The sequence below is a fragment of the Streptomyces sp. ST2-7A genome, assembly GCF_021390475.1.
Lineage (GTDB): Bacteria > Actinomycetota > Actinomycetes > Streptomycetales > Streptomycetaceae > Streptomyces.
Genome location: NZ_JAJUWS010000004.1, coordinates 31,808 through 56,534, shown reverse-complemented (window position 1 = coordinate 56,534; position 24,727 = coordinate 31,808). Strand labels below are relative to the sequence as shown.

Genomic DNA, 24,727 nt, shown 5'->3' with positions numbered 1-24,727 from the left:
ACCCCTGACCGTTGGAACCCGATCGGAAGGGTTGGTATCGGTTCGTTCGCGTGGCCGCCCGGATCGATCACCGCCGGCCCCGGGCCCCGAATGGTCAGTCCAGGTGGAAGATCTCGGTGAGCGGGCGCATCGCCTCGTCGGGGCCCACCCCGTCGAGGTCCTCGAAGAACCCGGCCATCTCCGCCTGCCAGCGGGCGTTGACCTCCGTGCGGGACATCGCCTCCCGGGCGGCCTCGAAGTCCTCGGTCTCGAGGTAGCCCACCAGCAGGCCGTCCTCGCGCAGGAAGAGGGAGTAGTTGTGCCACCCGGACTCGCCCAACGCCCGGCGCATCTCCGGCCAGACCTCGGCGTGGCGCTCCCGGTACTCCTCCAGCCGGTCCGCGCGGACCTTGAGCAGAAAGCAGATCCGCCGCATGACGCCGCTCCTTCGTGAAAGGTTTCATTCGCCGGGGACGCAAGCTAGCCGGGCCATCACAGCGCGTCAAGATCGGCTGCTCATGAGGGCTCCGCGGATCGCCCTCCATCACTTTCCGACCGATGCCGGCCGTCATCTTGACACGACTCCCCACCCCCTCTTAGCGTCAGCTCAGTGAAACGATTCACAGCGGTGTCCAGCCACCCGGGAGTCCTGATCGCATGACCGCCTCCTCCGCCGTCAAGGCGGCCCTCGCCACCCAGGCCATCGAGACCCCCTCGTGGGCCTATGGAAACTCCGGCACCCGGTTCAAGGTGTTCGCGCAGGAGGGGGTTCCCCGCACCCCCCGGGAGAAGCTGGAGGACGCCGCCCGGGTGCACGAGTTCACCGGTGCGGCCCCCTCGGTGGCCCTGCACATCCCCTGGGACCGGGTCGACGACTACGGCGCGCTGGCGACCTTCGCCAAGGACCTGGGCCTGCGATTGGGAACGATCAACTCCAACGTCTTCCAGGACGACGACTACCGGCTGGGCAGCGTCTGCCACCCCGACCCCCGGGTGCGCCGCAAGGCCCTGGACCACCTGCTCGAGTGCGTGGACATCATGGACGCCACCGGCTCGCGCGACCTGAAGCTGTGGTTCGCCGACGGCACCAACTATCCGGGGCAGGACGACATCCGCGCCCGCCAGGACCGTCTCGCCGAAGCCCTGGCCGCCGTCTACGAGCGTCTGGGCGCCGATCAGCGGATGCTGCTGGAGTACAAGTTCTTCGAGCCCGCCTTCTACGCCACCGACGTGCCGGACTGGGGCACCGCCCATGCCCACTGCCTGCGGCTGGGCGAGCGGGCCCGGGTCGTGGTGGACACCGGGCACCACGCGCCGGGCACCAACATCGAGTTCATCGTCGCGGTCCTGCTGCGCGAGGGCAGGCTCGGCGGCTTCGACTTCAACTCCCGCTTCTACGCCGACGACGACCTGATGGTCGGTGCCGCCGACCCCTTCCAACTGTTCCGCATCATGCACGAGGTCATCGGGGGCGGCGGCTTCGCGCCCGACATCGCCTTCATGCTGGACCAGTGCCACAACATCGAGCCCAAGATCCCCGCGATCATCCGTTCGGTGATGAACGTCCAGGAGGCCACCGCCAAGGCCCTGCTGGTGGACCGGGAGGCGCTGGGCGCCGCCCAGCTCTCCGGTGACGTGCTCGGCGCGAACGCGGTCCTGATGGACGCCTACAACACCGATGTGCGACCGCTGCTGGCCGAACTGCGCGAGGAGCGGGGTATGGACCCCGACCCCATCGCCGCCTACCGGCGCTCCGGATGGGCCGAGCGCATCGTCGCCGATCGGCGGGGCGGCGAGCAGGCGGGCTGGGGCGCCTGACCACACCGGGCCCGCCACGGGCCCGCCCACACGCGTTGGGCGATCGGCCCGGACGCGCCCACGCCCGCACCGCAGTACAGGAAAGCCCAGGAAGCAGGGAGAAGATGACGGACGCCACCCCCCGGCCGGTCGTCGAGCTGTTGGAGCGCTCGCACCGCCTCGGAGCCGACCCCCGCAACACCAACTACGCGGGCGGCAACACCTCCGCCAAGGGCACCGCCGCGGACCCGGTCACCGGGACCGACATCGAGCTGATGTGGGTCAAGGGTTCCGGGGGCGACCTGGGCACCCTCACCGAGGGCGGCCTGGCCGCCCTGCGGTTGGACCGCCTGCGCGCCCTGACCGGGGTCTACCCGGGCGTGGAGCGCGAGGACGAGATGGTCGCCGCCTTCGACTACTGCCTGCACGGCAAGGGGGGCGCCGCCCCCTCCATCGACACCGCCATGCACGGACTGGTGGACGCCGCGCACGTGGATCACCTGCACCCCGACTCCGGCATCGCACTGGCCTGCGCCGCCGATGGGGAGAAGTTGACCGGGGAGTGCTTCGGGGACCGCGTGGTCTGGGTGCCCTGGCGCCGTCCCGGCTTCCGGCTCGGCCTGGACATCGCCGCCGTCAAGGAGGCCAACCCGCAGGCGATCGGCTGCGTGCTGGGCGGTCACGGCATCACCGCCTGGGGTGACACCTCCGAGGAGTGCGAGCGCAACTCCCTGGACATCATCCGCACCGCCGAGCGTTTCATCGCCGAGCGGGGCCGGCCCGAGCCCTTCGGGGCGGTGCGCCCGGGATGGGAGCCGCTGCCGGAGGAGGAGCGGCGCGCCCGCGCCGCGGCGCTGGCCCCCGTGATCCGGGGTCTGGCCTCCACCGACCGTCCCCAACTGGGCCACTTCACCGACAGCGAGACGGTGCTGGACTTCCTCTCCCGCGACGAGCACCCCCGGCTGGCGGCCCTGGGCACCTCGTGCCCCGACCACTTCCTGCGCACCAAGGTCCGCCCCCTGGTGCTCGACCTGCCGGCCGACGCCCCGTTGGAGCGAGCCGTGGAGCGGCTGCGCGAGCTGCACGCGAAGTACCGCGAGGAGTACCGCGCCTACTACGAGCGGCACGCGAACCCCGATTCCCCCGCCATGCGCGGCGCGGACCCGGCCATCGTGCTGGTGCCGGGTATCGGGATGTTCTCCTTCGGCAAGGACAAGCAGACCGCCCGGGTCGCCGGTGAGTTCTACGTCAACGCCGTCAACGTGATGCGCGGGGCCGAGGCGATCTCCCGGTACGCCCCCATCGAGGAGTCCGAGAAGTTCCGGATCGAGTACTGGGAGCTGGAGGAGGCCAAGCTGCGGCGGATGCCGAAGCCCAAGCCGCTGGCGACCCGGGTGGCGCTGGTCACCGGCGCGGCCTCCGGCATCGGCCTGGCCACCGCCCGCCGGCTCGTCGCCGAGGGCGCCTGCGTGGTGGTCGCCGATCTGGACGCCGAGCGCTCCGCGGAGGTGGCGAAGGAGTTGGGCGGCCCGGACCGGGCGGTGGCGGTGGCCGCCGACGTGACCTCCGAGGAGGCGATCGCCGAGGCCTTCGCCGTCGGCGCACTGGCCTTCGGCGGGATCGACCTGGTGGTGAACAACGCCGGGATCTCCATCTCCAAGCCGCTGACCGAGACCACCGCGGCCGACTGGGACCTGCAGCACCGGATCATGGCGCGCGGCTCGTTCCTGGTCTCCCGTGAGGCGGCCCGGATGATGATCGCCCAGGACATGGGCGGCGACATCGTCTACATCGTCTCCAAGAACGGCGTCTTCGCCGGCCCCAACAACATCGCCTACGGCGCAACGAAGGCCGACCAGGCCCACCAGGTGCGGCTGCTGGCCGCCGAACTCGGCGGGCACGGCATCCGGGTCAACGGCGTCAACCCCGACGGCGTGGTGCGCGGTTCCGGGATCTTCGCCGCCGGCTGGGGTGCCAAGCGGGCCGCGGTGTACGGCGTGGAGGAGGAGAAGCTGGGCGAGTTCTACGCGCAGCGGACCCTGCTCAAGCGCGAGGTGCTGCCGGAGCACGTGGCGGCGGCGGTGTACACCCTGACCGCCGGCGACCTGTCGCACACCACCGGTCTGCACATCCCGGTCGACGCGGGTGTCGCCGCGGCCTTCCTGCGATGAGCGGCACGACCGCCGGTTCCCGCCCCGGGGCGTCCCCCCGGGGCGGGGCCTTCGCCGCCGTCGACCTGGGGGCGTCCAGCGGTCGGGTGATGCTCGTGACGGTGGGGCCCGACCGACTCGATCTGCGCGAGGTGCACCGCTTCCCCAACCGACCGGTGCGGATGGGCGACACGCTGTACTGGGACATCCCGGGTCTGTACCGGGGGGTGCTGGACGGCCTGCGCGAGGCCGGACGCGCCGCCGGGGGCCGCCTGGACGGCGTGGGCATCGATTCCTGGGCCGTGGATCACGGCCTGCTGGACGCGGACGGAGTCCTGCTGGGCAACCCGGTGCACTACCGGGACGCCCGGGTGGAGGGCACGGCGGAGAAGGTGGCGGCCCTGTTGCCGCCCGAGCGGCTGTACGCGGCCACCGGCCTGCAGCACCTGCCGTTCAACACGATCTACCAGCTGACGGCGGCGCGCGGGAGCGCGGCGTGGTCGGCGGCCCGACGGGTGCTGCTGATCCCGGATCTGATCTCGTACTGGCTCACCGGCGAGGCCGGCACCGAACTGACCAACGCCTCCACCACCCAGTTGATCGATCCGCGCACCCGGGACTGGTCCCGGGAGGTCGCCGACGCCCTCGACCTCGACCCCGGCCTCTTCCCACCGCTGCGGCGGCCCGGCGACCCGGCCGGGGAACTACTGCCGCACGTCCTGGCGGAGACCGCTCTGGCCGGTCCGGTTCCGGTGATCGCGGTCGGTTCGCACGACACCGCCTCGGCGGTGGTGGGCGTCCCGGCCGCCGGCGACGGGCCGGGCTCGCGGTTCGGCTACATCGCCACCGGCACCTGGTCCCTGGCCGGGCTGGAACTGCCCGGGCCCGTGCTGTCCGAGGAGAGCCGGCTGGCGAACTTCACCAACGAACTGGGGGTCGACGGCACCGTCCGCTACCTGCGCAACATCATGGGGCTGTGGCTGCTCCAGGAGTGTCTGCGCGCCTGGGAGTCCGAGGACGGCGCCGCGCCCGACCTGGCCGGCCTGTTGGCGGACGCCGAGCGCGCCGAGCCGTTGCGCTCGGTGGTGGACGCCGGTGACGAGGGCTTCATCGCCCCCGGTGACATGCCGGCCCGGATCGCGGCGGCCTGCCGGGACACCGGATGGCCGGTGCCCCGGGACCGGGCGGAGACCGTGCGCTGCGTGCTGGACTCGCTCGCCCTGGCCCACCACCGGGCCCTGGCCGAGGCGACCCGGTTGGCGGACCGCCGGATCGAGGTCGTGCACGTGGTCGGTGGCGGCGCCCGGAACGACCTGCTGTGCCGACTGACCGCCGAGGCCTGCGGACTGCCGGTGGTCGCCGGCCCCGCCGAGGCCGCCGCCCTGGGCAACGCCCTGGTGCAGGCGCGGGCCGCCGGCGTGCTGGAGGGCGACCTCGGCGACCTGCGAGCCCTGCTGCGAACCGGGCAACCGTTGCGGCACCATGAGCCGAGGGACGGAACGGAGCCCTGGCGACGGGCGGAGGAGCGACTGCATGGCTGAGCGGATGCGGGTGGGGCTCTTCATCACCTGCGTGAACGACACCCTGTACCCCGACACCGGCCGGGCGGTGGTGACCCTGCTGGAGCGGCTGGGTGTGGAGGTGGAGTTCCCCGAGGCGCAGAGCTGCTGCGGTCAACCCCAGTTCAACACCGGCTACCGACGCGAGACCGAACCACTGGTGCGGCGGTACGCGGAGGCCTTCGCCGGGTGCGACCACATCGTGACCCCCTCGGGGTCCTGCGCGGCGATGGTCCGCGACCACCACCCGGGGTTCGCGGTGCCGGGCGCGGCGGAGGCCGCGCGCCGGACCCTGGAGCTGACGGAGTTCCTGGTGGACGTGCTGGGGGTGACGGACGTGGGGGCGTACTACCCGCACACCGTGACCTACCACCCCACCTGCCACGGCCTGCGGGCCCTGGGGCTGGGCGACCGGCCGCGCCGACTGCTGGAGAAGGTGCGCGGCCTGGAGTTGGTGGAACTCCCCGGGGCCGAGGAGTGCTGCGGTTTCGGCGGTACCTTCGCCATGAAGAACGCGGCGGTCTCCACCGCGATGGGACGGGACAAGGCCCGGGCCGTCGTCGCCACCGGCGCCTCGGCGGTCTGCACGGTGGACAACTCCTGTCTGATGCACATCGGCGGGGTACTGCGGCGCGCCGGCTCCCCGGTCCGTCCGGTGCACCTGGCGGAGATCCTCGCCTCCACCGGGGGGAACGCCGACGCGACGGCGCACGGTTCGGGGACGAGGGGGGCGACGCGGTGAGCGGCACCTTCCTCGGCATGCCCGGCCGCGCGGCCGGTGGCACCCGCCCCGCGACCCCGCGCGATTTCCCCACGGCCGCGGAAGCAGCCGGTCGGAACGCCACGCTGCTCGGCAACCTGCGGCACGCCACCCACACCATCCGCGACAAGCGGGCCCGCGCGGTCGCCGAACTCTCCGATTGGCCGGAGCTGCGCGCCGCCGGCGCCGCGATCAAGGACGACGTGCTGCTGCGGCTGGACAGCCACCTGGAGCGGCTGGAGGAGGCGGTGACGGCGGCCGGCGGCACCGTGCACTGGGCCGCCGACGCCGCGGAGGCCAACCGGATCGTCACCGAGCTGGTGCACGCCACCGGTGAGACCGAGGCGATCAAGGTCAAGTCGATGGCCACCCAGGAGATCGGCCTCAACGAGGCGCTGGCCGACGCCGGCATCACCGCCTACGAGACCGACCTCGCCGAGCTGATCGTGCAGCTGGGCGACGACCTGCCCTCGCACATCCTGGTGCCGGCGATCCACCGCAACCGGGGCGAGATCCGGGACATCTTCCGCGAGCGGATGGCCGACTGGGGTCGGGCGGCCCCCGAGGGGCTCAGCGACCGACCGGCGGAACTCGCCGAGGCCGCGCGCCTGCACCTGCGGGAGAAGTTCCTGCGGGCGAGGGTGGGGATCTCCGGCGCCAACTTCATGGTCGCCGAGACCGGCACCCTGGTGGTCGTGGAGTCCGAGGGCAACGGGCGGATGTGCCTGACCCTGCCGGAGACCCTGATCTCGGTGGTGGGCATCGAGAAGGTGGTGCCGACCTGGCGGGATCTGGAGGTCTTCCTGCAGCTGTTGCCGCGCTCCTCCACCGCCGAGCGGATGAATCCGTACACCACGATGTGGACCGGCACCACCGACGGCGACGGTCCCCGCGAGTTCCATCTGGTGCTGCTGGACAACGGCCGCACCGACGTGTTGGCCGACACCGTGGGCCGTCAGGCGCTGCGCTGCATCCGCTGCTCGGCGTGCCTGAACGTCTGCCCGGTCTACGAGCGGGCCGGCGGCCACGCCTACGGCTCGGCCTATCCCGGGCCGATCGGGGCGATCCTCACCCCCCAGCTGCGGGGCACCGACAGCGCGCTGGACGCCTCACTGCCGTACGCCTCCTCGCTGTGCGGGGCGTGTTACGAGGTCTGTCCGGTGGCCATCGACATCCCCCGGGTCCTGGTGCACCTGCGCGAACGGGTGGTCGAGGGCGGGGAGGTGACGGTGCGCGGCAGCCGGGTGCGGCTGAAACCGGCGCGCGGGCACGCCGCCGAGCGGGCCCTGATGCGCGCCGCCCGCTGGGCGTTGGACCACCCGGGCGTGGTGCGCGCCGGACAGCGGGTGGCCGGACGCACCCGCCGGCTGCACCCGCGCCGGCTGCCCGGGCCGGGGGCGGCGTGGACCGCGAGCCGGGACCTGCCGACGGTGCCCGCCGAGTCCTTCCGGGACTGGTGGCGCCGCACCCGGGAAGCGGACGGCGGGAACGGGAACAGTGACGACCACGGGGTCGGGGACGGATACCGGGAGGAGCGGTCGTGACCGGATGCGCGCGCGGGACGGGGACGGGTCACGGCAGCCGCGAGGTGGTGCTCGGCCGGGTTCGGCGCGCCCTGCGGGGCACCGGGACCGGGCCGGCCGAACCGGCCGGGCCGCGGGCGGTGACGCCGGTGCCCCGGGAGTACCTGGTCTCCCACCTTCCGGAGGCCCCGGATCGACCGGCCGCCCTGACGGACCTGCTGGCGGAGAACCTGGCCGACTACCGGGCGCTGGTGCACCGGGTGGACCCCGACGGCCTGCCGGCGCTGATCGCCCGGCTGCTGACGGAGCGCGGTGCGCGGAGCGTGGTCGCCCCGCCCGGGGTTCCCGACGCCTGGCTGCCGGAGGGCGTCGTCCGGGTCCCGGACGATCCCGCCGGCACCGCCGCCGAACTGGACGCCGTGGACGCGGTGGTCACCGGGTGCGCGCTGGCGATCGCGGAGACCGGCACCATCGTGCTGGACGGCTCCCCCGACCAGGGAAGACGACGGATCACCCTGATCCCGGACCACCACCTGTGCGTGGTTCGGGTCCCCGAGCAGGTGGTGTCATCGGTACCGGAGGCGCTGCCCCGACTGGTGCCGCACCGGCCGCAGACCTGGATCTCGGGACCCTCGGCCACCAGCGACATCGAGCTGGACCGGGTGGAGGGGGTACACGGCCCCCGGGTACTGGAGGTGCTGCTGGTCGGCCCGCTCCCCGGGCCCGCGGCTCCGGACGCCCCGGGGCCGGCGGGGTCCTGAGCCGGAGGGGCGCCGAGGCGTCGGGGCCCCGGGCGGTGGGAGCGGTCCGAGCCTTCCCCTCCCACCGGGAGTGGGGCGGGAAGACGCGGACCGGGGGCGGGATCACTCCAGCAGTTCCGCGCCCATGATCCGATCGATCTCGGCGAGCTCGCCGAAGGTGAGCGGCCCGGACTCGATCGCCGCGAGGTTCTGGTCGAGCTGGGTCACGCTGCCGGCCCCGATCAGCACCGAGACCACCCGCGGGTCCCGCAGCACCCACGCCAGGGCGAGCTGCGCGAGGGTCTGCCCCCGCCCCCGGGCGAAACCGTCGAGCTCGCGCAGCATCTCCAGTCGGCTGTCGGTCAACGCCTCGGGACGCAGGAAGCGGGCCTGCGCCATCCGCGAGTCGGCGGGCACCTCGCCGCCGAGGTAGCGGTCGGTCAGCAGCCCCTGGGCCAACGGGGAGTAGGCGACCAGCGCGGTGCCGGTGTCCCCGACGGCGTCCAGGACCTCGTCCTCCAGCCGACGGTCGATCATGTTGTAGGGCGACTGGTGGACCAGCAGCGGGGTGCCCATCGAGCGCAGGATCTGCACCGCGCGCCGGTGCTGGTCGGCGGGATAGTTGGAGATGCCGACATACAGCGCCTTGCCCTGTCGCACGGCGGTGTCCAGTGCCCCGAGGGTCTCCTCGAGCGGGGTGTCGGGGTCGAAGCGGTGGGAGTAGAAGACGTCCACGTACTCCAGACCCATCCGCTTCAGCGACCGGTCGAGGCTCGCCAGGAGGTACTTCCGCGAGCCCCATTCGCCGTAGGGGCCGGGCCACATGTCGTAACCGGCCTTGGTGGCGATGAACAGTTCGTCGCGGTACGGGCGGAGGTCCTGCGCGAAGAGGGTTCCGAAGTTGGCCTCGGCCGAGCCGTACGGCGGGCCGTAGTTGTTGGCCAGGTCGATGTGGGTGACGCCGCGGTCGAAGGCGCGTCGCAGCACGGCGCGCTGGGTCTCCAGCGGGGTGGCGTCCCCGAAGTTGTGCCACAGCCCCAGGGAGACGGCGGGCAACAGGACACCGCTGCGACCGCACCGGCGGTACTGCATGGTGGAGTAGCGGTCCTCGGCGGCGGTGTATCGGCTCACCCGTGGTCTCCTCGACGTGCGTGCGATGGGGCGCGGAACGGCGGGGCCGGCCCCCGGGCATCGTCTCACGCCGTGCGCCGCCCCTCCCCCGCTCCCGACCCCGGGAGCGGGGTCAGGGCGTGTCGGCGCCGCCGGCCCAGCGCACCCCGCCCAGCACGTGGGCGCGGAAGAGCGGGTCCCGCCAGCACTCCACCGTGTGGCCGAGGGCCGTGTAGAAGGAACGACCGCCGGTGTTCTCGTGGCACCACACCAGGGGGCGGTCCGCGCCGGGGGTGCCGCCGCGGAAGGTGCTCCCGTCGGCGGAGGCGAGCATTCGGACCCGGTCGCGCGGATCGTGGTCGAAGGCGTACCACTCGTCGGTGAACTCCCAGCGGGCCGGGAGGTGGGCGGTGGCCGGGTGGTCGCGGTCCTCCACGACCACCACCCCGGGCTGGAGGTCGGGGTGCTCGGTGAAGCGGGCGCCGACCAACCGTCCGTACCAGGGGCGGCCGTACTCGGTGCAGCTCGCGGCGTGGACGCCGACGAAGCCGCCCCCGGCCTCCTGGTGGGCGCGCAGGGCGGTCGAGGCGGCGTCGGTGAGAACGTCCCCGCTGGTGGAGAGGAAGACCACCACGGGGTGGTGCGGCAGCTCCGCCGCCAACTCCCCGGGGTCCTCGGTGGCGGTGACCGGGAAGCCGTGTTCGGCGCCGAGCTCACGGAGCGCCGCCACGCCGTACGGGATCGACTCGTGCCGGTAGTCGGCGGTGCGGGAGTAGACCAGGACCGGACCGGGGCCGGTGGCTCGGGGAGACATGTCGTCATGCTAGGGCCCGGCCGGCGCCCGGCGCCGGTGGGGCCCGCGGCGTCCCGTGCGCCCGGGGAGCGGATCGGTGACGTGTCGCCGGGACCCGGCTCCGACACCGCGGCGGCCCGCGGGGAGGCGTGTCCGCCCCGAAACCCGACCCCACCGGTCCCGGCATGATCCACTCGGCACGGGGTACGGGGCACGCGACCGATCAAGGGGCGGAACGACGCGACGGAGGCGGGATGAGCGCGGACCAACGGGGCGATTCCCCGGCCACTTTCCGGGACCTCACCCTGGAGGCCCTGAACCACCAACGACTGGCCGAGTGGTGGTGCGATGCCCTGGGGTACCGGCGCCGGGGAACATGGGCGGGCGAGGCGGAGCCGCGCCCGGCGGAGTGGCCGGTGGCCATCCACGACCCGGAGGGCGAGGGCCCCACGATCTGGATCACCCCGGTCGGGGAACGCCGGACGAGCCGCAACCCCGTCCGGCTGGACGTGTGGGGCGACACCGAGCGGCTGCTGGCGATGGGCGCGACCATGGTCACGGAGCGCTCGGGCACCCGGGACTGGGACGTGCTGGCCGATCCGGAGGGCAACGAGTTCCTGGTCTTCCCGCCGCCGGGCGACGAGCCGCCCGTCCACCCGGGTGTGCGCTGAAGGTCCCGCCCGCGCCCGCGCGACCTCCTGTTCGGTCTCACCCGTCGTACCAGATCCGGCGGTCGCGGGCGAGGTCGTACAACTCCTCGACCCGGTCCGGCTTGAGGACCGGGGTGCCCCCGTCCAGCACGGCCGGCGGCACCCCGGCGGGGATGCCGAGCACCAGCAGGTCGGAGGGGCGATGCCCCACCCGGATCCGTGGGGCGACCACGGCGAGGACCGGTCGCACCTCCACCGGCCCGCCGGCCGCCCGACGCAGGACGTGGGCGGCCCGGCTCGCCGCCCTTCGGCAGAGCCTCGGGTGGGGTTCGACGCGGGAGCCGATCCGGATCATGTCCGCGGTTACCCCGATATCCCCCTTCCGTCCGGGGACCCCGAGTACCACCCGTGCGCCGGCCGGATTGACGGTGTGCACCGCGAAGATCCCGCCCGGCCCGATCGTGAGGTGCGCCAGGACGGCGCGCGCCGGCAGCGGCAGGGAGTGCAGGGTGCGACGCCCGGTCGGTTCCAGCCGGTCCAGGGCGGTCCCCACCAGGATCTCGCCGGTGAGACGTCGTTCGAGTTCGTCCAGGTCCGCCCGACGGCCCAGCAGACGGCCCAGCGCACGCCGGGCGACGGATTCGGCGACGGACAGTTCGGGAAGGCCCCGCAGGTACTCGCCGGGACGGTTGGGGGCGAGGTCGTCGTCCGGGTGCAGCCACAGGGGCCCGCGGCGGGACGCGGAGGGGTCGGGCATCGCGGACATCGCTCGCACTCCCGGGGACGGGAAACGTGGCACCGCCTTCCAGCTTCGGCGGGATGTCCCGCCGGGGCAAGGGGGAGCCGGGAGGAGTTGGGCACCGACGCCGGGGCGGTGCCGGGTCGGCGGGTCCCGGCCGGCAGAATCGCCCGGTCGCCGGGCCGGCACGGACCGGTCGGCGGGTTCGGGACACACGGGAACGACGGAGAACGACGGAAGGGACCGGCCGGAATGCGCCTGATCGACACGGTGGCCTGGGTGTGCGTGGAGGAGGGCCGGATTCTGGGGACCCGAAGCCGGGGACGGACGCTGTTCTACATCCCGGGCGGCAAGCGGGAGGCCGGGGAGAACGACCTGGAGACCCTGGTGCGGGAGGTCCGCGAGGAGGTGGGCGTGGAGTTGGTGCCCGACACCGTCGAGCCGGCGGGGGTGTACGAGGCGGAGGCCGACGGCCACGGCGTGGGCGCGGTGGTGCGGATGGCCTGCTACACCGCCCGGCACCGGGGGGTGCCCCGGGCCGGTGGGGAGATCGAGGAACTGGCCTGGTTGCGCTACGCGGACCGGGATCGCACCGCGCCGGTGGATCGGGTGGTCTTCGACGATCTGCGGGACGCCGGCCTGTTGTCCTGACCGGTTCGCGCCGCGCCCCCGCCCGTCCGTCCGTCCGCCGACGGTTCACCGTTTCCCGTCGTGGCGGAGCGGGCGGGATCGGTCGCCGCCCTCCGGGACCCTCGTGCCCGGGGTCGTCCCGCCTCGGGGCCGGGGCTCCGCGCCGTCGACCGCCGCGTGCGCGTCCCGGCGCACCAGGGCGGCGTAACGGCCGCCGAGGGCGAGAAGTTCCTCGTGGGTGCCGCGCTCCACGACGCGCCCCTCGTCCAGGACGACGATCGAATCGGCGTCGCGCACGGTGGAGAGCCGGTGGGCGATGGTGATGGTGGTGCGGGTCGCCGAGAGATCGTCCAGGGCCCGCTGGACGGCACGTTCGGTACGGGTGTCCAGGGCGCTGGTCGCCTCGTCGAGGATGAGGACCGGCGGGTCCCGCAGAATGGTGCGGGCCAGGGCGAGCCGTTGCTTCTCCCCGCCGGAGAAGCGGTGGCCCCGTTCCCCCACCACGGTGTCGTATCCCTCGGGCAGGGCGGCGATGTGGTCGTGGATCTGCGCCGCCCGCGCGGCGGCCTCCAGTTCGGCGTCGTCGGCCCCGGGTCGGGCGAAGCGCAGGTTGTCGGCGATGGAGGCGTGGAAGAGGTAGGTGTCCTGGGAGACCACCCCGATGTTGCGGGCCAGGGAGGCGAAGTCCAGGTCGCGGACGTCCACGCCGTCCAGGGTGACCCGTCCGTCGGTGACGTCGTACAGGCGCGGAATCAGGGAGCCCAGGGTGCTCTTGCCGCTGCCGGTGGCGCCGACCACGGCCAGGGAACCGCCGGGCGGGACGGTGAGGTGGATGTCGCGCAGCGCCGGGGGCGCGTCGGGGGTGTGGGCGAAGGAGACGTGCTCGAACCGGATCTCGCCGCGGGCCCGCTCGATGCGTCGCGGGTTCTCCCGTTCGGTGATGTCCTCGCGCAGGTCGAGGTACTCGAAGATCCGCTGGAAGAGGGCGAGCGAGGCCTGTATGTCCACGCCCGTGGAGATCAGGGACACCGACGGCCGCAGCAGGCCCTGCTGGAGGGTGACGAAGGCGACCAGGGTCCCGATGGAGGGGGGCGTACCGCCGAGTTGGGAGACGGCTCCGGCGGACCAGTAGAGCAGGGGCGGGATGGCGCCCATGATCATGCCGATGGTGGCCATTCGCCACCGACCGGCCATGCCGGCACGGACCTCGAGTTCCACCAGGCTCCGGGATTCGCGCTCGAAGGTGTCGGTGAGGGAGTCGGCCCGCCCCATGGTGCGGCCCAGCAGGATGCCGCTGACCGAGAGGGACTCGGTGACCAGCGCCGCCATGTGGGCGAGTTGGCGCTGCCGGTGGGCGGTGATGCGCTTGCGCTCGCGGCCCACCCGGCGGGCGATCCAGACGAAGAAGGGCAGCAGGACCAGGGAGACGAGGGTCAGGCGCCAGTCGAGGGCGAGCATGGCGACGATCGTGGCCACCACCGAGGTGCCGTTGGAGACCAGTGAGGTCGCGGTGGTGGTGACGGTGGCCTGCATGCCGCCGATGTCGTTGGCGATCCGGGACTGCACCTCGCCGGTGCGGGTGCGGGTGAAGAACGCCAGCGGCATCCGCTGGAGCTTGGTGTAGACGCCGGTGCGCAGGTCGTGCATGACGCGCTGGCCCACCCGGGTGGAGATGAGGGTCTGCAGGACCCCGAAGATGCTGCTGGTCACGGCCGCGACGATCATGCCCAGGGCGAGCAGGGTGAGCAGGCCGCCCCGCTGGTCGGGCAGCGCCGTGTCGATGATCTCGCGGAGCAGGAAGGGCGAGGCCACCGCGACCAGCGAGGAGGCCCCGACCAGGAGCCCCACCACGGCGAGGCGTCCGCGGTAGGGGCGGAAGAGGGCCAGGATGCGGCGCAGCGGTACGGGGGTGGTCGGATGCGGGGACACCGGGTCGACGGCCGGCCGAACGGGTGGCGTCCGCTCGTTGACGTGAGGGCGCATGGGGTCCTTCCGCGGGGTGGGCGCCGGGGCGGCGGCGGACCGGCGCGTGTCCGGGGCCCGGCTCGCACCGATGCGGGGACGCACGCGCACCCGCTTTGATCATTATCACGTTCATCCGCTTCGCCCCCTTCGTCGCCCCGGCGGACGGAGACGGATGGGGCGCGGGTCCGGGTGGGGCGAACCCCCGCGCGCGCCGACCCGGACCGCCCCCTCCACCGTGTCCACCCACGCCCGGTTCCGCGAAACCTCCTGACCTGCGAAGACGCCGGCCGGGCACACCTCGTCGGAATTCACGGGAAAAAGTTCGGCGGAAGCGGCAACCTTCCGAACCCCTGCGGCAACCAAGGAGCAGAACGGAGCGAGACTCCTCGTCGCCCCCCTGAAGGAGCGCTCCTCCGTCGCCCCGGGCGGCACCAGCCCGCCCGGGGCCCCTTTCCGGCAGGAGGCGGGACCCGCCGGAAACGCCCCGGGCGGCTTCGGCCGCCCGGGGCGAAAACTTTGTCGGGATCCTTCCCCGGGGTCTTCCGTGCCGCCGGCGGGGAGGATCCCCCCGGCCACCCGGGGTCGGCACGGATGCGGGGGCTACCCGCGGACCGCCCGGAGGCTGCGGTCAACGGGCGGAGCCGCCGCCGGACGGCAACCGGTCGGACCGACGGAACGGCGGCCCACCGGCGGCTTGGGAGCGCTCCCATCCGACGACGGCTCCCCAATGATGCGGACATGACAGCGGTCCGTCAACCGTCCGCGCGGAGGATGGCCGGGAATCCGCGATCCCCGCGCCCCACACCCGTCGGCACGTTCGTTCACGATCGAGCATGTTCGAATAGGTTCGTCCACCCCCGAAAACCCGTTGCTTCCCGGGGCGGCACTCGGGACCCTGGATCGGTTGCCCACGCACGACACGGCCTCCACCGTGCCCGTCATCGCCGCACGGCCCCTCGCCCACCTCGCCTCCTCACCCCTCGTCCCCTTCCCGAATTCCCACCCGCACGAAATCCCGGGACGTCATGCGCCTTCGCGATCTTCCGCATCCCGACCCCGGGGAACCCGACACCCGGTCGGGTCCCCGCTTCCTCCTCTGGCTCTTCCGTCGACAACTCCGCGGTCAGGCCAAGGCCCTCTCCTGGGGGGTCCTGCACATGGGCGCCGTCGCCTGTCTGCCCGTCGCCGTGGGCGCCGCGGTGCAGGCCGCGGTGGAGGCCTCGGCCGCGGGCCTGGTACGTGCCGGGCTGCTGCTGGCCGGAATCGGCCTGATGATGGCCGTCGCCGACACCATGCTGCACCGCAGTGCGATCACCAACTGGATCACCGCGGCCACCCGGGTACAGCAGGTACTCGCCCGGCGCACCGCCCACCTCGGGGCCGCGCTCACCCGCCGGGTCGCAGCCGGCGAGGTGGTCAAGGTCTCCACCGGGGACGTGGAGAAGATCGGCTGGCTCGTCGAGTCCGCGTCGCGCTTCTCGGCGGCCGTGATCGTGGCCGGCGCCGTGTGCACCGCCCTGGTGCTCCACGAACCACGGCTGGGTCTCATCGTGCTGCTCGGCATCCTCGCGGTGATGCTCACCGTCTTCCCCCTGGTGCCCGCCGCCACCCGCCGCGCCGACCGCGAGCGCGCCCGTTCCGGACACGCCGCCGAACTGGCCTCCGACACCGTCGCCGGCCTGCGCGTCCTGCGCGGCATCGGCGGCGAGGAACTCTTCCTGGACCGCTACCGCCGGGCCTCCGAGGAGGTCCGGGCCGCCTCGGTGCACACCGCCCGCATGTGGTCGCTGATCGACGCCCTCCAGGTCCTCGTCCCCGGCGCGCTGCTGTTGGTCGTCGTGTGGCAGGGGTACCGGCTCGCGGAGACCGGGGCCATCACCCCCGGCGAGTTGGTCACCGTCTACGGGACCGTGCTCTTCCTGCTCTTCCCGCTGCGCCTGTTCCAGGAGGGCGCGATGGCCTGGGCCTTCTCCCGGCCCGCCGCCCGACGCGCCGTGCGGGTGCTGTCCATGCGCCGCGGGGACGCGCCGGCCACCGACACCCCCGCCGGTGACGACGTCGCCGGCCCGGCGGCACCCGCCCTGCACGACCCGCTCACCGGGCTGACCGCCCCCGCCGGCCTGCTCACCGCGGTGGTCTGCGGGGACACCGAGGGAGCCGAGGGCCTGGCCGCCCGGCTGGGTGGCCACCCTCCGGAGGAGGACGACGGGGTACCGACCCCTTCCGTGGAGATCGACGACCGTCCCGCCCGCGGACTGCCCCGGGCCCTGGTCCGCGCCACGGTGTTGGTCCAGGACAAGGATCCGGTGCTGCTGTCGGGCACCCTCGCCGAACTGTTGGACGTTCCCGCCTCCGGTCGGGTGACCCCGGAGGCCGCCCTGACGGCCGCTTCCTGTTCGGACGTGTTGGATTCGCTGGCCCACACCTCCCCCGAGGCCGCGCACGACCCCCTGCTGGGCCGGATCACCGAGCGCGGCCGGTCCCTGTCGGGGGGCCAACGCCAACGACTGGCCCTGGCCCGCTCGCTGCTCACCGACCCGCCCGTGCTGGTGCTGGACGAACCCACCTCCGCGGTGGACGCCCACACCGAGGCCCGGATCGGCGCCGCCCTGCGCGGGCTGCGCGCGGGCCGCACCACGGTGGTGCTGGGCTCCAGTCCGCTGCTGCTGGAACACGCCGACCGGGTGGTGCTGCTGCTCGACGGTCGGGTCGCCGCCGAGGGCACCCACGGCGACCTGTGGGGGAACACCCCGCGGTACCGGGCCGTGGTCGGTCGGGACACCGGACTCGACGCCCCCGTCCGCCCCGATGTCCGCACCGGGCCCCGCACCGGGTCCGTCCACGTCGAGGAGAACGCGTGACCCCCACCATCGGGGTGCGTCCCCCGGAACACGATCCCGGCCGGGACGAGAACCCGACGACCCTGCCGGTCGCCCGCGACGCCACCGTGCGCGCCTATGTGCGCGAACTGCTGATCCGCCACCGCCGGGCCCTGTCGATCCTGGTGGCGGTCAACTCCGTCGCCGTCCTCGCCTCGATGGTCGGCCCCTGGCTGCTGGGCGGGGTGGTGCAGGGCCTGGCCGACGAGGCCCGGGGGGTCGAGCCGGGACGGATCCTGACCGGCTTCGCCCTGGCCGTCATCGTCCAGGCCGTCTTCGTCCGGCTGGTCCGGCTGCGCGGGGCGATGCTCGGCGAGCGGATGCTGGCCGACCTGCGCGAGGACTTCCTGGTCCGCTCGGTGGCCCTGCCGCCGGGGGTGTTGGAACGGGCCGGCACCGGTGACCTGCTCGCCCGGGTCAACACCGACATCGACCGGTTGTCGCAGGCGATGCGGGAGGCGGTACCGCAACTGGCCATCGCGGTGGTGTGGGCCGCCCTGCTGCTGTGCGGCATCGTGGTGGTCGCCCCGCCGCTGGGGCTGGGCATCCTGGTCGCCCTGCCGCTGCTACTGGCGGTCTGTGTGTGGTACTTCCGGCGCGCCCCGGCCGGCTACCGGGCCGAGGCCGCCGGATACGCCGCCGTGGCCGGGGCCCTGGCCGAGACGGTGGACGCGGGCCACACCGTGGAGGCGCACCGGATGGAGCCGCGCCGGATCGCGCTCTCCGAGCGACGGATCGGCACCTGGGTCGGCTGGGAGCGATACACCCTGTGGCTGCGTTCGGTCCTGATCCCGGCGATCAACGTCTACCACGTCGTGGTGCTCGGCGGTGTACTGACGGTCGGCGGGATCTTCGTCCTGCAGGGCTGGTTGCCGGTGGGCCGGGTGGTCACCGGGGCACTGTTGGCCCAGATGCTGGTGGAGCCGGTCGGCATGATCCTGCGTTGGTTCGACGAGTTGCAGATCGCGCGGGTGTCGCTGGCCCGTCTGGTCGGCATCCGGGAGATCGGGCCGGACCGGGCCGGGGCGACCCCCGGGGACGGGGACCGGTGGGAGCCGGACGCCGACCGGCTGATGGACGCCCGGAAGGTGCGGTTCGGCTATACCGAGGGCATCGACGTGCTGCACGACGTCTCGCTGCGGGTACCGCCCGGCACCCGGGTCGCCCTGGTGGGACCCTCGGGTGCGGGGAAGTCCACGCTGGGCCGGCTCCTGGCCGGTATCCACGCCCCCCGGGCCGGATCGATCACCCTCGGCGGGACCTCGCTGGCCGCGATGCCGGCGGAGCGGGTACGCCGGCACGTGGCCCTGGTCAACCAGGAGCACCATGTCTTCGTCGGGCCGTTGCGGGACAACCTGCGGCTGGCCCGCCCGGAGGCGACGGACGAGGAACTGTGGGCGGCACTGCTCGCCGTGGACGCGGAGCGGTGGGCCGCGGGGCTGCCGGACGGCCTGGACACCGGAGTCGGATCGGGGGGCACGGCGGTCCCCCCGGCCCGGGCCCAGCAGATCGCGCTGGCCCGGCTGGTGCTGGCCGACCCGCACACCCTGGTGCTGGACGAGGCGACCTCCCTGCTCGATCCGCGATCGGCCCGGAACCTGGAGCGGTCCCTGTCCAACGTGTTGGAGGGCCGGACGGTGATCGCCATCGCCCACCGCCTGCACACCGCGCACGACGCGGACGTGATCGCCGTGGTCGAGAACGGGCGGATCACGGAGCTGGGCGGGCATCGCGAACTGGTGGCGGCCGACGGTGCCTACGCGGCGCTGTGGCGGTCCTGGCACGGCTGACGCCCCCTCGTGTCGTGATCGGCGCCCCGGTGGGCCCCGACCCGTCGGTCTCAGGCCGCCAGCATCAGGGCCGCGATGCCGCCCGCCGCCGTGGCCACCATGAAGCCGGGCATCAACACGTTGCTCTCCACCCACGCCCCGGCCCGGAAGCGCATGAACCGCGGTGTGCCCAGCGGGTACCAGCGCCGCCCCTTGATCCTCAACGGCCACAGGAAGGGACAGCCGGAGATGGTCAGCGCGTCACCGACGCAGTGCACCATGGCACCCAGCACGATGGGGATGCCGATCCACAGGTAGGGCTGACCGGGGAAGAGCCATTCCGAGCCGTTGCCCGATCTGTTCAGGATGTCGGCGAGTATCCAGGCGGCGGCCGCCCCCAGCAGCCATACCAGGATGTCGCTGGAGATCCGGGCGGCCCGCCACAGCAGGCCCTCCACCGCCAGCACCATGTGGGCGAAGAGGATGGCCAGGACCGCCCACCGTCCCCAGTGGACGGCGGCGGCGGAGAACCCCACGCCCATGAGGAGCGCCCACAGCCAGGTGTGGGTCAGGGTGCGGTGGCCTCCGGTACGACGTCGGTCCGCCGGCCCCCGGGTGGCGTTGTGGACGACGACCGACAGCTTGTCGACCAGTCCCGCGAGCCACTTCGAGGGCGGGCCGAAGGCCCGGGAGATGGTGGCCGACTTCTGGTCCAGGTCGGGGGCGAGCGCCGCTCCCGCGCAGATGAGGGTCCCGGCCACCAGTACCGGCCAGGGCATCGGATGGCCCGCCAGGGCGGTGGCCACCGCGACCCCCACCCAGGCTGCCGCTCCGGACAATGAGTGCGCCGGTCCCATCATGGTGGTGTGGCCCGCCCCTTCTCGCAACGCTCCGCGGTCCCCCGCGGCCCCCGCACCCCTGTGCGGGGGAAACCGCCGATCGGGCCGCTCCGGGCCGTCCCGTCACCGCCCGGCGGGGGACAGCGTAGCCCCTGTCGATCTTCGCTTCCCCGCCGGTTGGGTGGGTGGGCGGGCGACGGGCAAGATGGAGCGGTGACCCTCATCGACCGGCTCCCCGAGTCCAACGACCCCGACGCCCTCTTCGACGCCTTCTCCTCGTGGGCCGAGGAACGGGGGATCACGCTCTACCCGGCCCAGGAGGAGGCGCTGATCGAAGTGGTCTCGGGCGCCAACGTCATTCTGGCGACCCCCACCGGCTCGGGGAAGTCCCTGGTGGCGGCGGGGGCCCACTTCGCCGCGCTCTCCCGGGACGAGGTCACCTTCTACACGGCGCCGATCAAGGCCCTGGTGTCGGAGAAGTTCTTCGAGTTGTGCAAGCTCTTCGGGACCGAGAACGTCGGGATGCTGACCGGGGACGCCTCGGTCAACGCCGACGCCCCGGTGATCTGCTGCACCGCGGAGGTCTTGGCCTCCATCGCGCTGCGGGACGGCGCGGACGCCGACATCGGGCAGGTGGTGATGGACGAGTTCCACTTCTACGCCGAGCCCGACCGGGGTTGGGCCTGGCAGATCCCGTTGCTGGAGCTGCCGCAGGCGCAGTTCGTGCTGATGTCGGCCACGCTGGGCGATGTCGCCCGGTTCGAGGAGGACCTGACCCGGCGCACCGGCAGGTCGACCGCCGTGGTGCGCTCGGCGACCCGCCCGGTGCCGCTGTCCTACGAGTACCGCGTCACCTCCATGACGGAGACCCTGACGGAATTGCTGGAGACCCGACAGGCGCCGGTCTACATCGTGCACTTCACCCAGGCCCAGGCGGTGGAGCGGGCCCAGGCACTGACGAGCATCAACATGTGCACCCGGGCGGAGAAGGACGCGATCGCCGAACTGATCGGCAATTTCCGTTTCGCCACCGGTTTCGGTCGCAATCTCTCGCGCTGGGTGCGGCACGGGATCGGGGTCCACCACGCGGGGATGTTGCCCAAGTACCGGCGGTTGGTGGAGAAGCTGGCCCAGGCCGGGTTGCTGAAGGTGATCTGCGGTACCGACACCCTGGGCGTGGGGGTGAACGTGCCGATCCGCACGGTGCTGTTCACCGCGCTGACCAAGTACGACGGCACCCGGGTGCGGACGCTGCGCGCGCGGGAGTTCCACCAGATCGCCGGCCGGGCCGGCCGGGCCGGGTTCGACACCGCCGGGTTGGTGGTGGCCCAGGCCCCCGAGCACGTGGTCGAGAACGAGAAGTCGCTCGCCAAGGCCGGGGACGACCCGAAGAAGCGCCGCAAGGTGGTCCGCAAGAAGGCGCCGGAGGGCTTCGTCAACTGGAGCGAGGACACCTTCACCAAACTCATCGCCGCCGACCCCGAGCCGCTGACCTCCCGCTTCCGTGTCACCCATGCCATGTTGCTGGCGGTCATCGCGCGCCCGGGCAACGCCTTCGACGCCATGCGTCGACTGCTGGAGGACAACCACGAACCGCGCCGACAGCAGTTGCGGCACATCCGCCGGGCCATCGCCATCCACCGCTCACTGGTGGACGGCGGGATCGTGGAGCGGTTGCCGGAGCCGGACGCGGAGGGCCGGATCGCGCGCCTGACCGTGGACCTGCAGGCCGACTTCGCGCTCAACCAACCACTGTCCACCTTCGCGCTGGCCTCCTTCGAACTGCTGGATCCCGAGTCCGACGGCTACGCGCTGGACATGGTCTCGGTGATCGAGTCGATCCTGGACGATCCCCGGCAGATCCTGGCCGCCCAGCAGAACAAGGCGCGCGGCGAGGCGGTCGCGGCGATGAAGGCGGACGGCATCGAGTACGAGGAGCGGATGGAGCGGCTGTCCGAGGTCACACATCCGCAACCGCTCGCCGAACTGCTGTTCCACGCCTACGGGGTCTACCGCAAGAGCCACCCCTGGGTGGGTGACCATCCGCTGTCCCCCAAGTCGGTGGTGCGGGACATGTACGAGCGGGCGATGACCTTCTCCGAGTTCGTGTCGCACTACGAGCTGACCCGGACCGAGGGCATCGTCCTGCGCTATCTGGCGAGCGCCTACAAGACACTGGAGCACACCGTCCCCGACGACCTGAAGAGCGGGGAACTCCAGGACCTCATCGCCTGGCTGGGCGAGTTGGTGCGGCAGGTGGACTCCAGCCTGCTGGACGAGTGGGAGCAACTGGCCAATCCCGTCGAGGGCGAGACCGTGGAAGAGGCCCGGGACCGGGCCGAGCAGACCCGCCCGGTCACCGCGAACGCCCGGGCCTTCCGGGTGCTGGTGCGCAACGCGATGTTCCGACGGGTGGAGTTGGCGGCCCTGCACCGCATGTCGGACCTGGGGGAGCTGGACCGCGACTCCGGATGGGACGCCGCGGCCTGGGGGCGGGCGATGGAGGGGTACTGGGAGGAGTACGACCGGTTGGGGACCGGCGCGGACGCCCGGGGGCCGGCTCTGCTGGGCATCGAGGAGGTCGCCGGCGAGGGCCTGTGGCGGGTGCGGCAGACCTTCGCCGACCCGGCGGGCGACCGGGACTGGGGCATCTCGGCCGAGGTGGATCTGGCGGCCTCGGACGCGGAGGGTCGCGCGGTGGTGCGGGTGACGGACGTCGGCCGGATGTGACCCCGGCGGGAGGTCCGGGGACGGGAGCACGCCGGATACATCAGGGGCGCGCGGAGAGACCCGTGCGCCCTCGGTGCTTCGGCTTCCCCGGTGGGTGTGCCGGCGGGGAGTGCGACCGGCACGCCCACCGGCGCCGGTCGGTCCGCCGCGTCCCTCCGGGAACGCGGAAGCCCCTCCGGCGGGCATCCGGAGGGGCCTGGTGGTACGGGGTCGTGCGGGCGGTGCGGGCGGTGCGGGTGATGCCCGGATGGTGCGCGGATGTCGCCCCGCGCGCACCCGATCCTTCCCCGGAGGGGGCGCGGGCCCGGGGCGGCGGAACCGGGCTACGCCTCGCGGGCGGCCAGTGCCATGTGCTCGCCGACCTTGTTGACCAGCAGGGTCATCTCGTACCCCACCTGTCCCAGGTCCGCCTCGGGCCCGGTGAGCACGCACAGGCAGCTGCCGTCCCCGGCCGAGGTCACCATCAACACCCCGTCGTCGAACTCGATCATCGTCTGGCGAACCCCGCCGCAGGCGAAGTGGCTTCCCACTCCCCTGGCCAGGCTGTGCAGGCCGGAGGCCACCGCGGCGAGACGCTCCGCGTTACCCCGGTCCAGTGCCCGACTCGTCGAGTTGACGAGACCGTCCCCGGACAACAGCAGGACGTGGCGGACCCTGGGCAGGCGCTCCCCCAGGTCGTCCAGCAGCCAATCGAGTGTGGTGCTCAGTGCCATCCCCAGCTCCCCGTTCTCCGTAGGTGACTGCGGGACCAGCCTTCCCCGGGACGGGGCCGGGGGCAACCATCCGTGCACAGCGCATGGCGTCACGTCCGGGCGCCCCCGGCGCCGGGAGGGGGCTCAGGGGGTTCCGGAGTGGGACGAGGGCGCGTCCGGGGCGGTCAACAGCGCCTCCGGGATCAGCACGGAGACCACGAGCCCCCGATGGGGCGAGGCCTGGAAATCCACCAGGAGGCCGCGTCTGCGGGCCAACCGGCCGACCACGAACAGCCCCAGGCGGTCCCCTGCGGGCGGAAGGTCCTCCCTCGGTGTCCGCGGGCCACGAGCACGCCGGCGGGCCGCCTCGAGGTCGACCGGGGACATGCCGGGACCGGTGTCCTCGATCCGCAGCAGATGTCCCCCCGTGACCGCGCGGTCGGCGATCCGGACCCGGGTGTCCGGAGGGGAGAAGCGGGTGGCGTTCTCCAGCAATTCGGCGAGCAGGTGAACGATGTCCGTCGCCGCGTGACCCACCAGGGACGGTCGGGGCGCCCCGATCAGATCGACCCGTCGATAGTCCTCGATCTCGCCGATCGCCGCCTGCACCACGTCCGCCAGCGGGACGGTTCCGCGCCGGGTACGGATCGGAGCACCGCCCGCGAGGATGATCAGCGACTCGGCCTGTCGGCGCATCCGGGTGGAGAGGTGGTCGAGGACGAAGAGCTCCTCCAACCCCTCGGGGTCGTGGGTGCGACGCTCCATCCCGTCGATGTGGGCCAGCTGGCGGTTGACCAGGTTCCGGCTGCGGCGGGCCACGTTCACCACCGCCCGACGGATGTCCCCGGCGGGGCGGTCGCGTTCGGCGACCGGCGCCGTCCGCCTCGTCTCGGCCAGTGCCTCCCGCACCAGCGCGATCTCCCGGAGCGGGGGCGGCGGCCCCGCCCCCCGGAAAACGGTCGGGAGAGCGGGGAGGGCCGGTCGCCGGCCACCGGCGACCGGGGGCGCCGGGGAGGTGTCGGGGCCCGGCCGACCGGATCCCCCGGGGGCTTCGCCCCCCTCACCACCGAGCGGGCGATCGGCGTTCCCGCCGGTCGTCCCGCGGCCCGGGGCCGGAATGTCCGAGCGCAGATCGGCCAGGCCCCGTTCCAGGGAGGCCAGCAGCCGCCCGGTGCCCATCACGGTGAGCAGGAGCACCGGTGGAACCAGCAGGAGAACGGTCAGGACGGGCACCAGCAGGGGGCCGGGGCCGTCGTCCCGCAGCGCCGCGGGCAGGGCCGCTCCGGCGATCAGCCACAGGAGCAGCAGGGTGGCGGTGGGTGGGCCCACCACGATCAGCAGCCGCGTCCGCACGGTGTCGGGGCGGCGGCGGGCGACCGTACGGGCATGTCGTCGGGCCGCGCCCCGCTCCGGTGGGGGACCG

General features: G+C 73.2%; 19 protein-coding genes. 11 read left to right on the top strand and 8 right to left on the bottom strand.

Annotation, left to right across the window (positions count from 1 at the left end; all coding sequences use genetic code 11):
* Window positions 1-94: 94 nt before the first annotated feature.
* Window positions 95-415 carry an L-rhamnose mutarotase gene (locus LZF96_RS03750; RefSeq protein ID WP_233865589.1) on the bottom strand — a complete coding sequence of 107 codons (321 nt, stop codon included), beginning with the start codon at window positions 413-415 and terminating at the stop codon, window positions 95-97.
* Between the two features lie 221 nt (window positions 416-636).
* On the opposite strand from LZF96_RS03750, the gene rhaI reads away from it, so the two are divergent.
* The 6 genes from rhaI to LZF96_RS03720 all read left to right on the top strand — a co-directional run bounded on the left by rhaI (window position 637) and on the right by LZF96_RS03720 (window position 8,529).
* Window positions 637-1,797: an L-rhamnose isomerase gene (gene rhaI, locus LZF96_RS03745; RefSeq protein WP_233865588.1), complete on the top strand. Its 1,161-nt coding sequence runs from the start codon at window positions 637-639 to the stop codon at window positions 1,795-1,797.
* 104 nt (window positions 1,798-1,901) lie between these two features.
* Window positions 1,902-3,947, top strand: coding sequence for a bifunctional aldolase/short-chain dehydrogenase (locus LZF96_RS03740; protein ID WP_233865587.1), 2,046 nt, complete (start codon window positions 1,902-1,904; stop codon window positions 3,945-3,947).
* Window positions 3,944-5,467: a rhamnulokinase family protein gene (locus LZF96_RS03735; protein WP_233865586.1), complete on the top strand. Its 1,524-nt coding sequence runs from the start codon at window positions 3,944-3,946 to the stop codon at window positions 5,465-5,467. Before LZF96_RS03740 ends, LZF96_RS03735 begins: the two co-directional genes overlap by 4 nt.
* A 4-nt stretch (window positions 5,468-5,471) precedes the next feature.
* Window positions 5,472-6,227, top strand: a complete 756-nt coding sequence (locus LZF96_RS03730; protein WP_233865768.1) for a (Fe-S)-binding protein — start codon at window positions 5,472-5,474, stop codon at window positions 6,225-6,227.
* Complete coding sequence (locus LZF96_RS03725; RefSeq protein WP_374203083.1) at window positions 6,224-7,789, top strand: lactate utilization protein B; 1,566 nt, start codon at window positions 6,224-6,226, stop codon at window positions 7,787-7,789. The genes LZF96_RS03730 and LZF96_RS03725 overlap by 4 nt, the downstream gene beginning before the upstream one ends.
* The gene (locus LZF96_RS03720; protein WP_233865585.1) at window positions 7,786-8,529 is read left to right on the top strand and encodes an LUD domain-containing protein; all 744 of its coding nucleotides are present in this window, start codon (window positions 7,786-7,788) and stop codon (window positions 8,527-8,529) included. Before LZF96_RS03725 ends, LZF96_RS03720 begins: the two co-directional genes overlap by 4 nt.
* Before the next feature lie 102 nt (window positions 8,530-8,631).
* Here the strand turns inward: LZF96_RS03720 and LZF96_RS03715 are convergent, their stop codons facing one another.
* A complete protein-coding gene (locus tag LZF96_RS03715) occupies window positions 8,632-9,600 on the bottom strand; it encodes an aldo/keto reductase (RefSeq protein WP_233865766.1) in 969 nt (322 codons plus the stop codon).
* 151 nt (window positions 9,601-9,751) lie between these two features.
* Window positions 9,752-10,432 (bottom strand): ThuA domain-containing protein, encoded by a 681-nt coding sequence (locus tag LZF96_RS03710; RefSeq protein ID WP_233865584.1) that lies wholly within the window; start codon window positions 10,430-10,432, stop codon window positions 9,752-9,754.
* A 233-nt stretch (window positions 10,433-10,665) separates the two neighbouring features.
* Between LZF96_RS03710 and LZF96_RS03705 the strand changes: the two genes are divergently transcribed.
* A complete protein-coding gene (locus LZF96_RS03705; protein ID WP_233865583.1) occupies window positions 10,666-11,082 on the top strand; it encodes a VOC family protein in 417 nt (138 codons plus the stop codon).
* Window positions 11,083-11,119: 37 nt separating this feature from the next.
* Here LZF96_RS03705 and LZF96_RS03700 read toward each other — a convergent pair whose 3' ends face one another.
* Entirely contained in the window at window positions 11,120-11,827 is a 708-nt protein-coding gene (locus LZF96_RS03700) for an NERD domain-containing protein (protein ID WP_233865582.1), read from the bottom strand.
* A gap of 225 nt (window positions 11,828-12,052) precedes the next feature.
* Here LZF96_RS03700 and LZF96_RS03695 point away from each other — a divergent pair, with 225 nt between their 5' ends.
* A complete protein-coding gene (locus LZF96_RS03695) occupies window positions 12,053-12,451 on the top strand; it encodes an NUDIX domain-containing protein (protein WP_233865581.1) in 399 nt (132 codons plus the stop codon).
* A gap of 45 nt (window positions 12,452-12,496) precedes the next feature.
* Here the strand turns inward: LZF96_RS03695 and LZF96_RS03690 are convergent, their stop codons facing one another.
* Window positions 12,497-14,413 carry an ABC transporter ATP-binding protein gene (locus LZF96_RS03690; RefSeq protein WP_233865579.1) on the bottom strand — a complete coding sequence of 639 codons (1,917 nt, stop codon included), beginning with the start codon at window positions 14,411-14,413 and terminating at the stop codon, window positions 12,497-12,499.
* 1,007 nt (window positions 14,414-15,420) lie between these two features.
* Between LZF96_RS03690 and LZF96_RS03685 the strand changes: the two genes are divergently transcribed.
* Together LZF96_RS03685 and LZF96_RS03680 are read left to right on the top strand one after the other, a co-directional pair.
* On the top strand, window positions 15,421-17,256 hold the full coding sequence (locus LZF96_RS03685; protein WP_233865577.1) for an ABC transporter ATP-binding protein: 1,836 nt from the start codon (window positions 15,421-15,423) through the stop codon (window positions 17,254-17,256).
* Window positions 17,253-19,064, top strand: a complete 1,812-nt coding sequence (locus LZF96_RS03680; RefSeq protein ID WP_374203082.1) for an ABC transporter ATP-binding protein — start codon at window positions 17,253-17,255, stop codon at window positions 19,062-19,064. The genes LZF96_RS03685 and LZF96_RS03680 overlap by 4 nt, the downstream gene beginning before the upstream one ends.
* Before the next feature lie 50 nt (window positions 19,065-19,114).
* Here the strand turns inward: LZF96_RS03680 and LZF96_RS03675 are convergent, their stop codons facing one another.
* On the bottom strand, window positions 19,115-19,903 hold the full coding sequence (locus tag LZF96_RS03675; RefSeq protein ID WP_233865764.1) for a metal-dependent hydrolase: 789 nt from the start codon (window positions 19,901-19,903) through the stop codon (window positions 19,115-19,117).
* A gap of 192 nt (window positions 19,904-20,095) precedes the next feature.
* On the opposite strand from LZF96_RS03675, the gene LZF96_RS03670 reads away from it, so the two are divergent.
* Window positions 20,096-22,612, top strand: a complete 2,517-nt coding sequence (locus LZF96_RS03670) for an RNA helicase (RefSeq protein ID WP_233865575.1) — start codon at window positions 20,096-20,098, stop codon at window positions 22,610-22,612.
* 323 nt (window positions 22,613-22,935) lie between these two features.
* On the opposite strand, the gene LZF96_RS03665 is transcribed toward LZF96_RS03670, so the two are convergent.
* Together LZF96_RS03665 and LZF96_RS26885 are read right to left on the bottom strand one after the other, a co-directional pair.
* Window positions 22,936-23,325: a roadblock/LC7 domain-containing protein gene (locus tag LZF96_RS03665; protein WP_233865573.1), complete on the bottom strand. Its 390-nt coding sequence runs from the start codon at window positions 23,323-23,325 to the stop codon at window positions 22,936-22,938.
* A 123-nt stretch (window positions 23,326-23,448) separates the two neighbouring features.
* Window positions 23,449-24,657 carry a sensor histidine kinase KdpD gene (locus LZF96_RS26885; protein ID WP_233865571.1) on the bottom strand — a complete coding sequence of 403 codons (1,209 nt, stop codon included), beginning with the start codon at window positions 24,655-24,657 and terminating at the stop codon, window positions 23,449-23,451.
* Window positions 24,658-24,727: the final 70 nt, after the last annotated feature.

Excerpts from the sequence above, each read along its gene's own strand:
- LZF96_RS03750 (WP_233865589.1), bottom strand. The coding sequence starts at position 415 with ATGCGGCGGATCTGCTTTCTGCTCAAGGTCCGCGCGGACCGGCTGGAG.
- rhaI (WP_233865588.1), top strand. The coding sequence starts at position 637 with ATGACCGCCTCCTCCGCCGTCAAGGCGGCCCTCGCCACCCAGGCCATC.
- LZF96_RS03740 (WP_233865587.1), top strand. The coding sequence starts at position 1,902 with ATGACGGACGCCACCCCCCGGCCGGTCGTCGAGCTGTTGGAGCGCTCG.
- LZF96_RS03735 (WP_233865586.1), top strand. The coding sequence starts at position 3,944 with ATGAGCGGCACGACCGCCGGTTCCCGCCCCGGGGCGTCCCCCCGGGGC.
- LZF96_RS03730 (WP_233865768.1), top strand. The coding sequence starts at position 5,472 with ATGCGGGTGGGGCTCTTCATCACCTGCGTGAACGACACCCTGTACCCC.
- LZF96_RS03715 (WP_233865766.1), bottom strand. The coding sequence starts at position 9,600 with ATGCAGTACCGCCGGTGCGGTCGCAGCGGTGTCCTGTTGCCCGCCGTC.
- LZF96_RS03710 (WP_233865584.1), bottom strand. The coding sequence starts at position 10,432 with ATGTCTCCCCGAGCCACCGGCCCCGGTCCGGTCCTGGTCTACTCCCGC.
- LZF96_RS03705 (WP_233865583.1), top strand. The coding sequence starts at position 10,666 with ATGAGCGCGGACCAACGGGGCGATTCCCCGGCCACTTTCCGGGACCTC.
- LZF96_RS03700 (WP_233865582.1), bottom strand. The coding sequence starts at position 11,827 with ATGTCCGCGATGCCCGACCCCTCCGCGTCCCGCCGCGGGCCCCTGTGG.
- LZF96_RS03695 (WP_233865581.1), top strand. The coding sequence starts at position 12,053 with ATGCGCCTGATCGACACGGTGGCCTGGGTGTGCGTGGAGGAGGGCCGG.
- LZF96_RS03690 (WP_233865579.1), bottom strand. The coding sequence starts at position 14,413 with ATGCGCCCTCACGTCAACGAGCGGACGCCACCCGTTCGGCCGGCCGTC.
- LZF96_RS03685 (WP_233865577.1), top strand. The coding sequence starts at position 15,421 with ATGCGCCTTCGCGATCTTCCGCATCCCGACCCCGGGGAACCCGACACC.
- LZF96_RS03675 (WP_233865764.1), bottom strand. The coding sequence starts at position 19,903 with ATGATGGGACCGGCGCACTCATTGTCCGGAGCGGCAGCCTGGGTGGGG.
- LZF96_RS03665 (WP_233865573.1), bottom strand. The coding sequence starts at position 23,325 with ATGGCACTGAGCACCACACTCGATTGGCTGCTGGACGACCTGGGGGAG.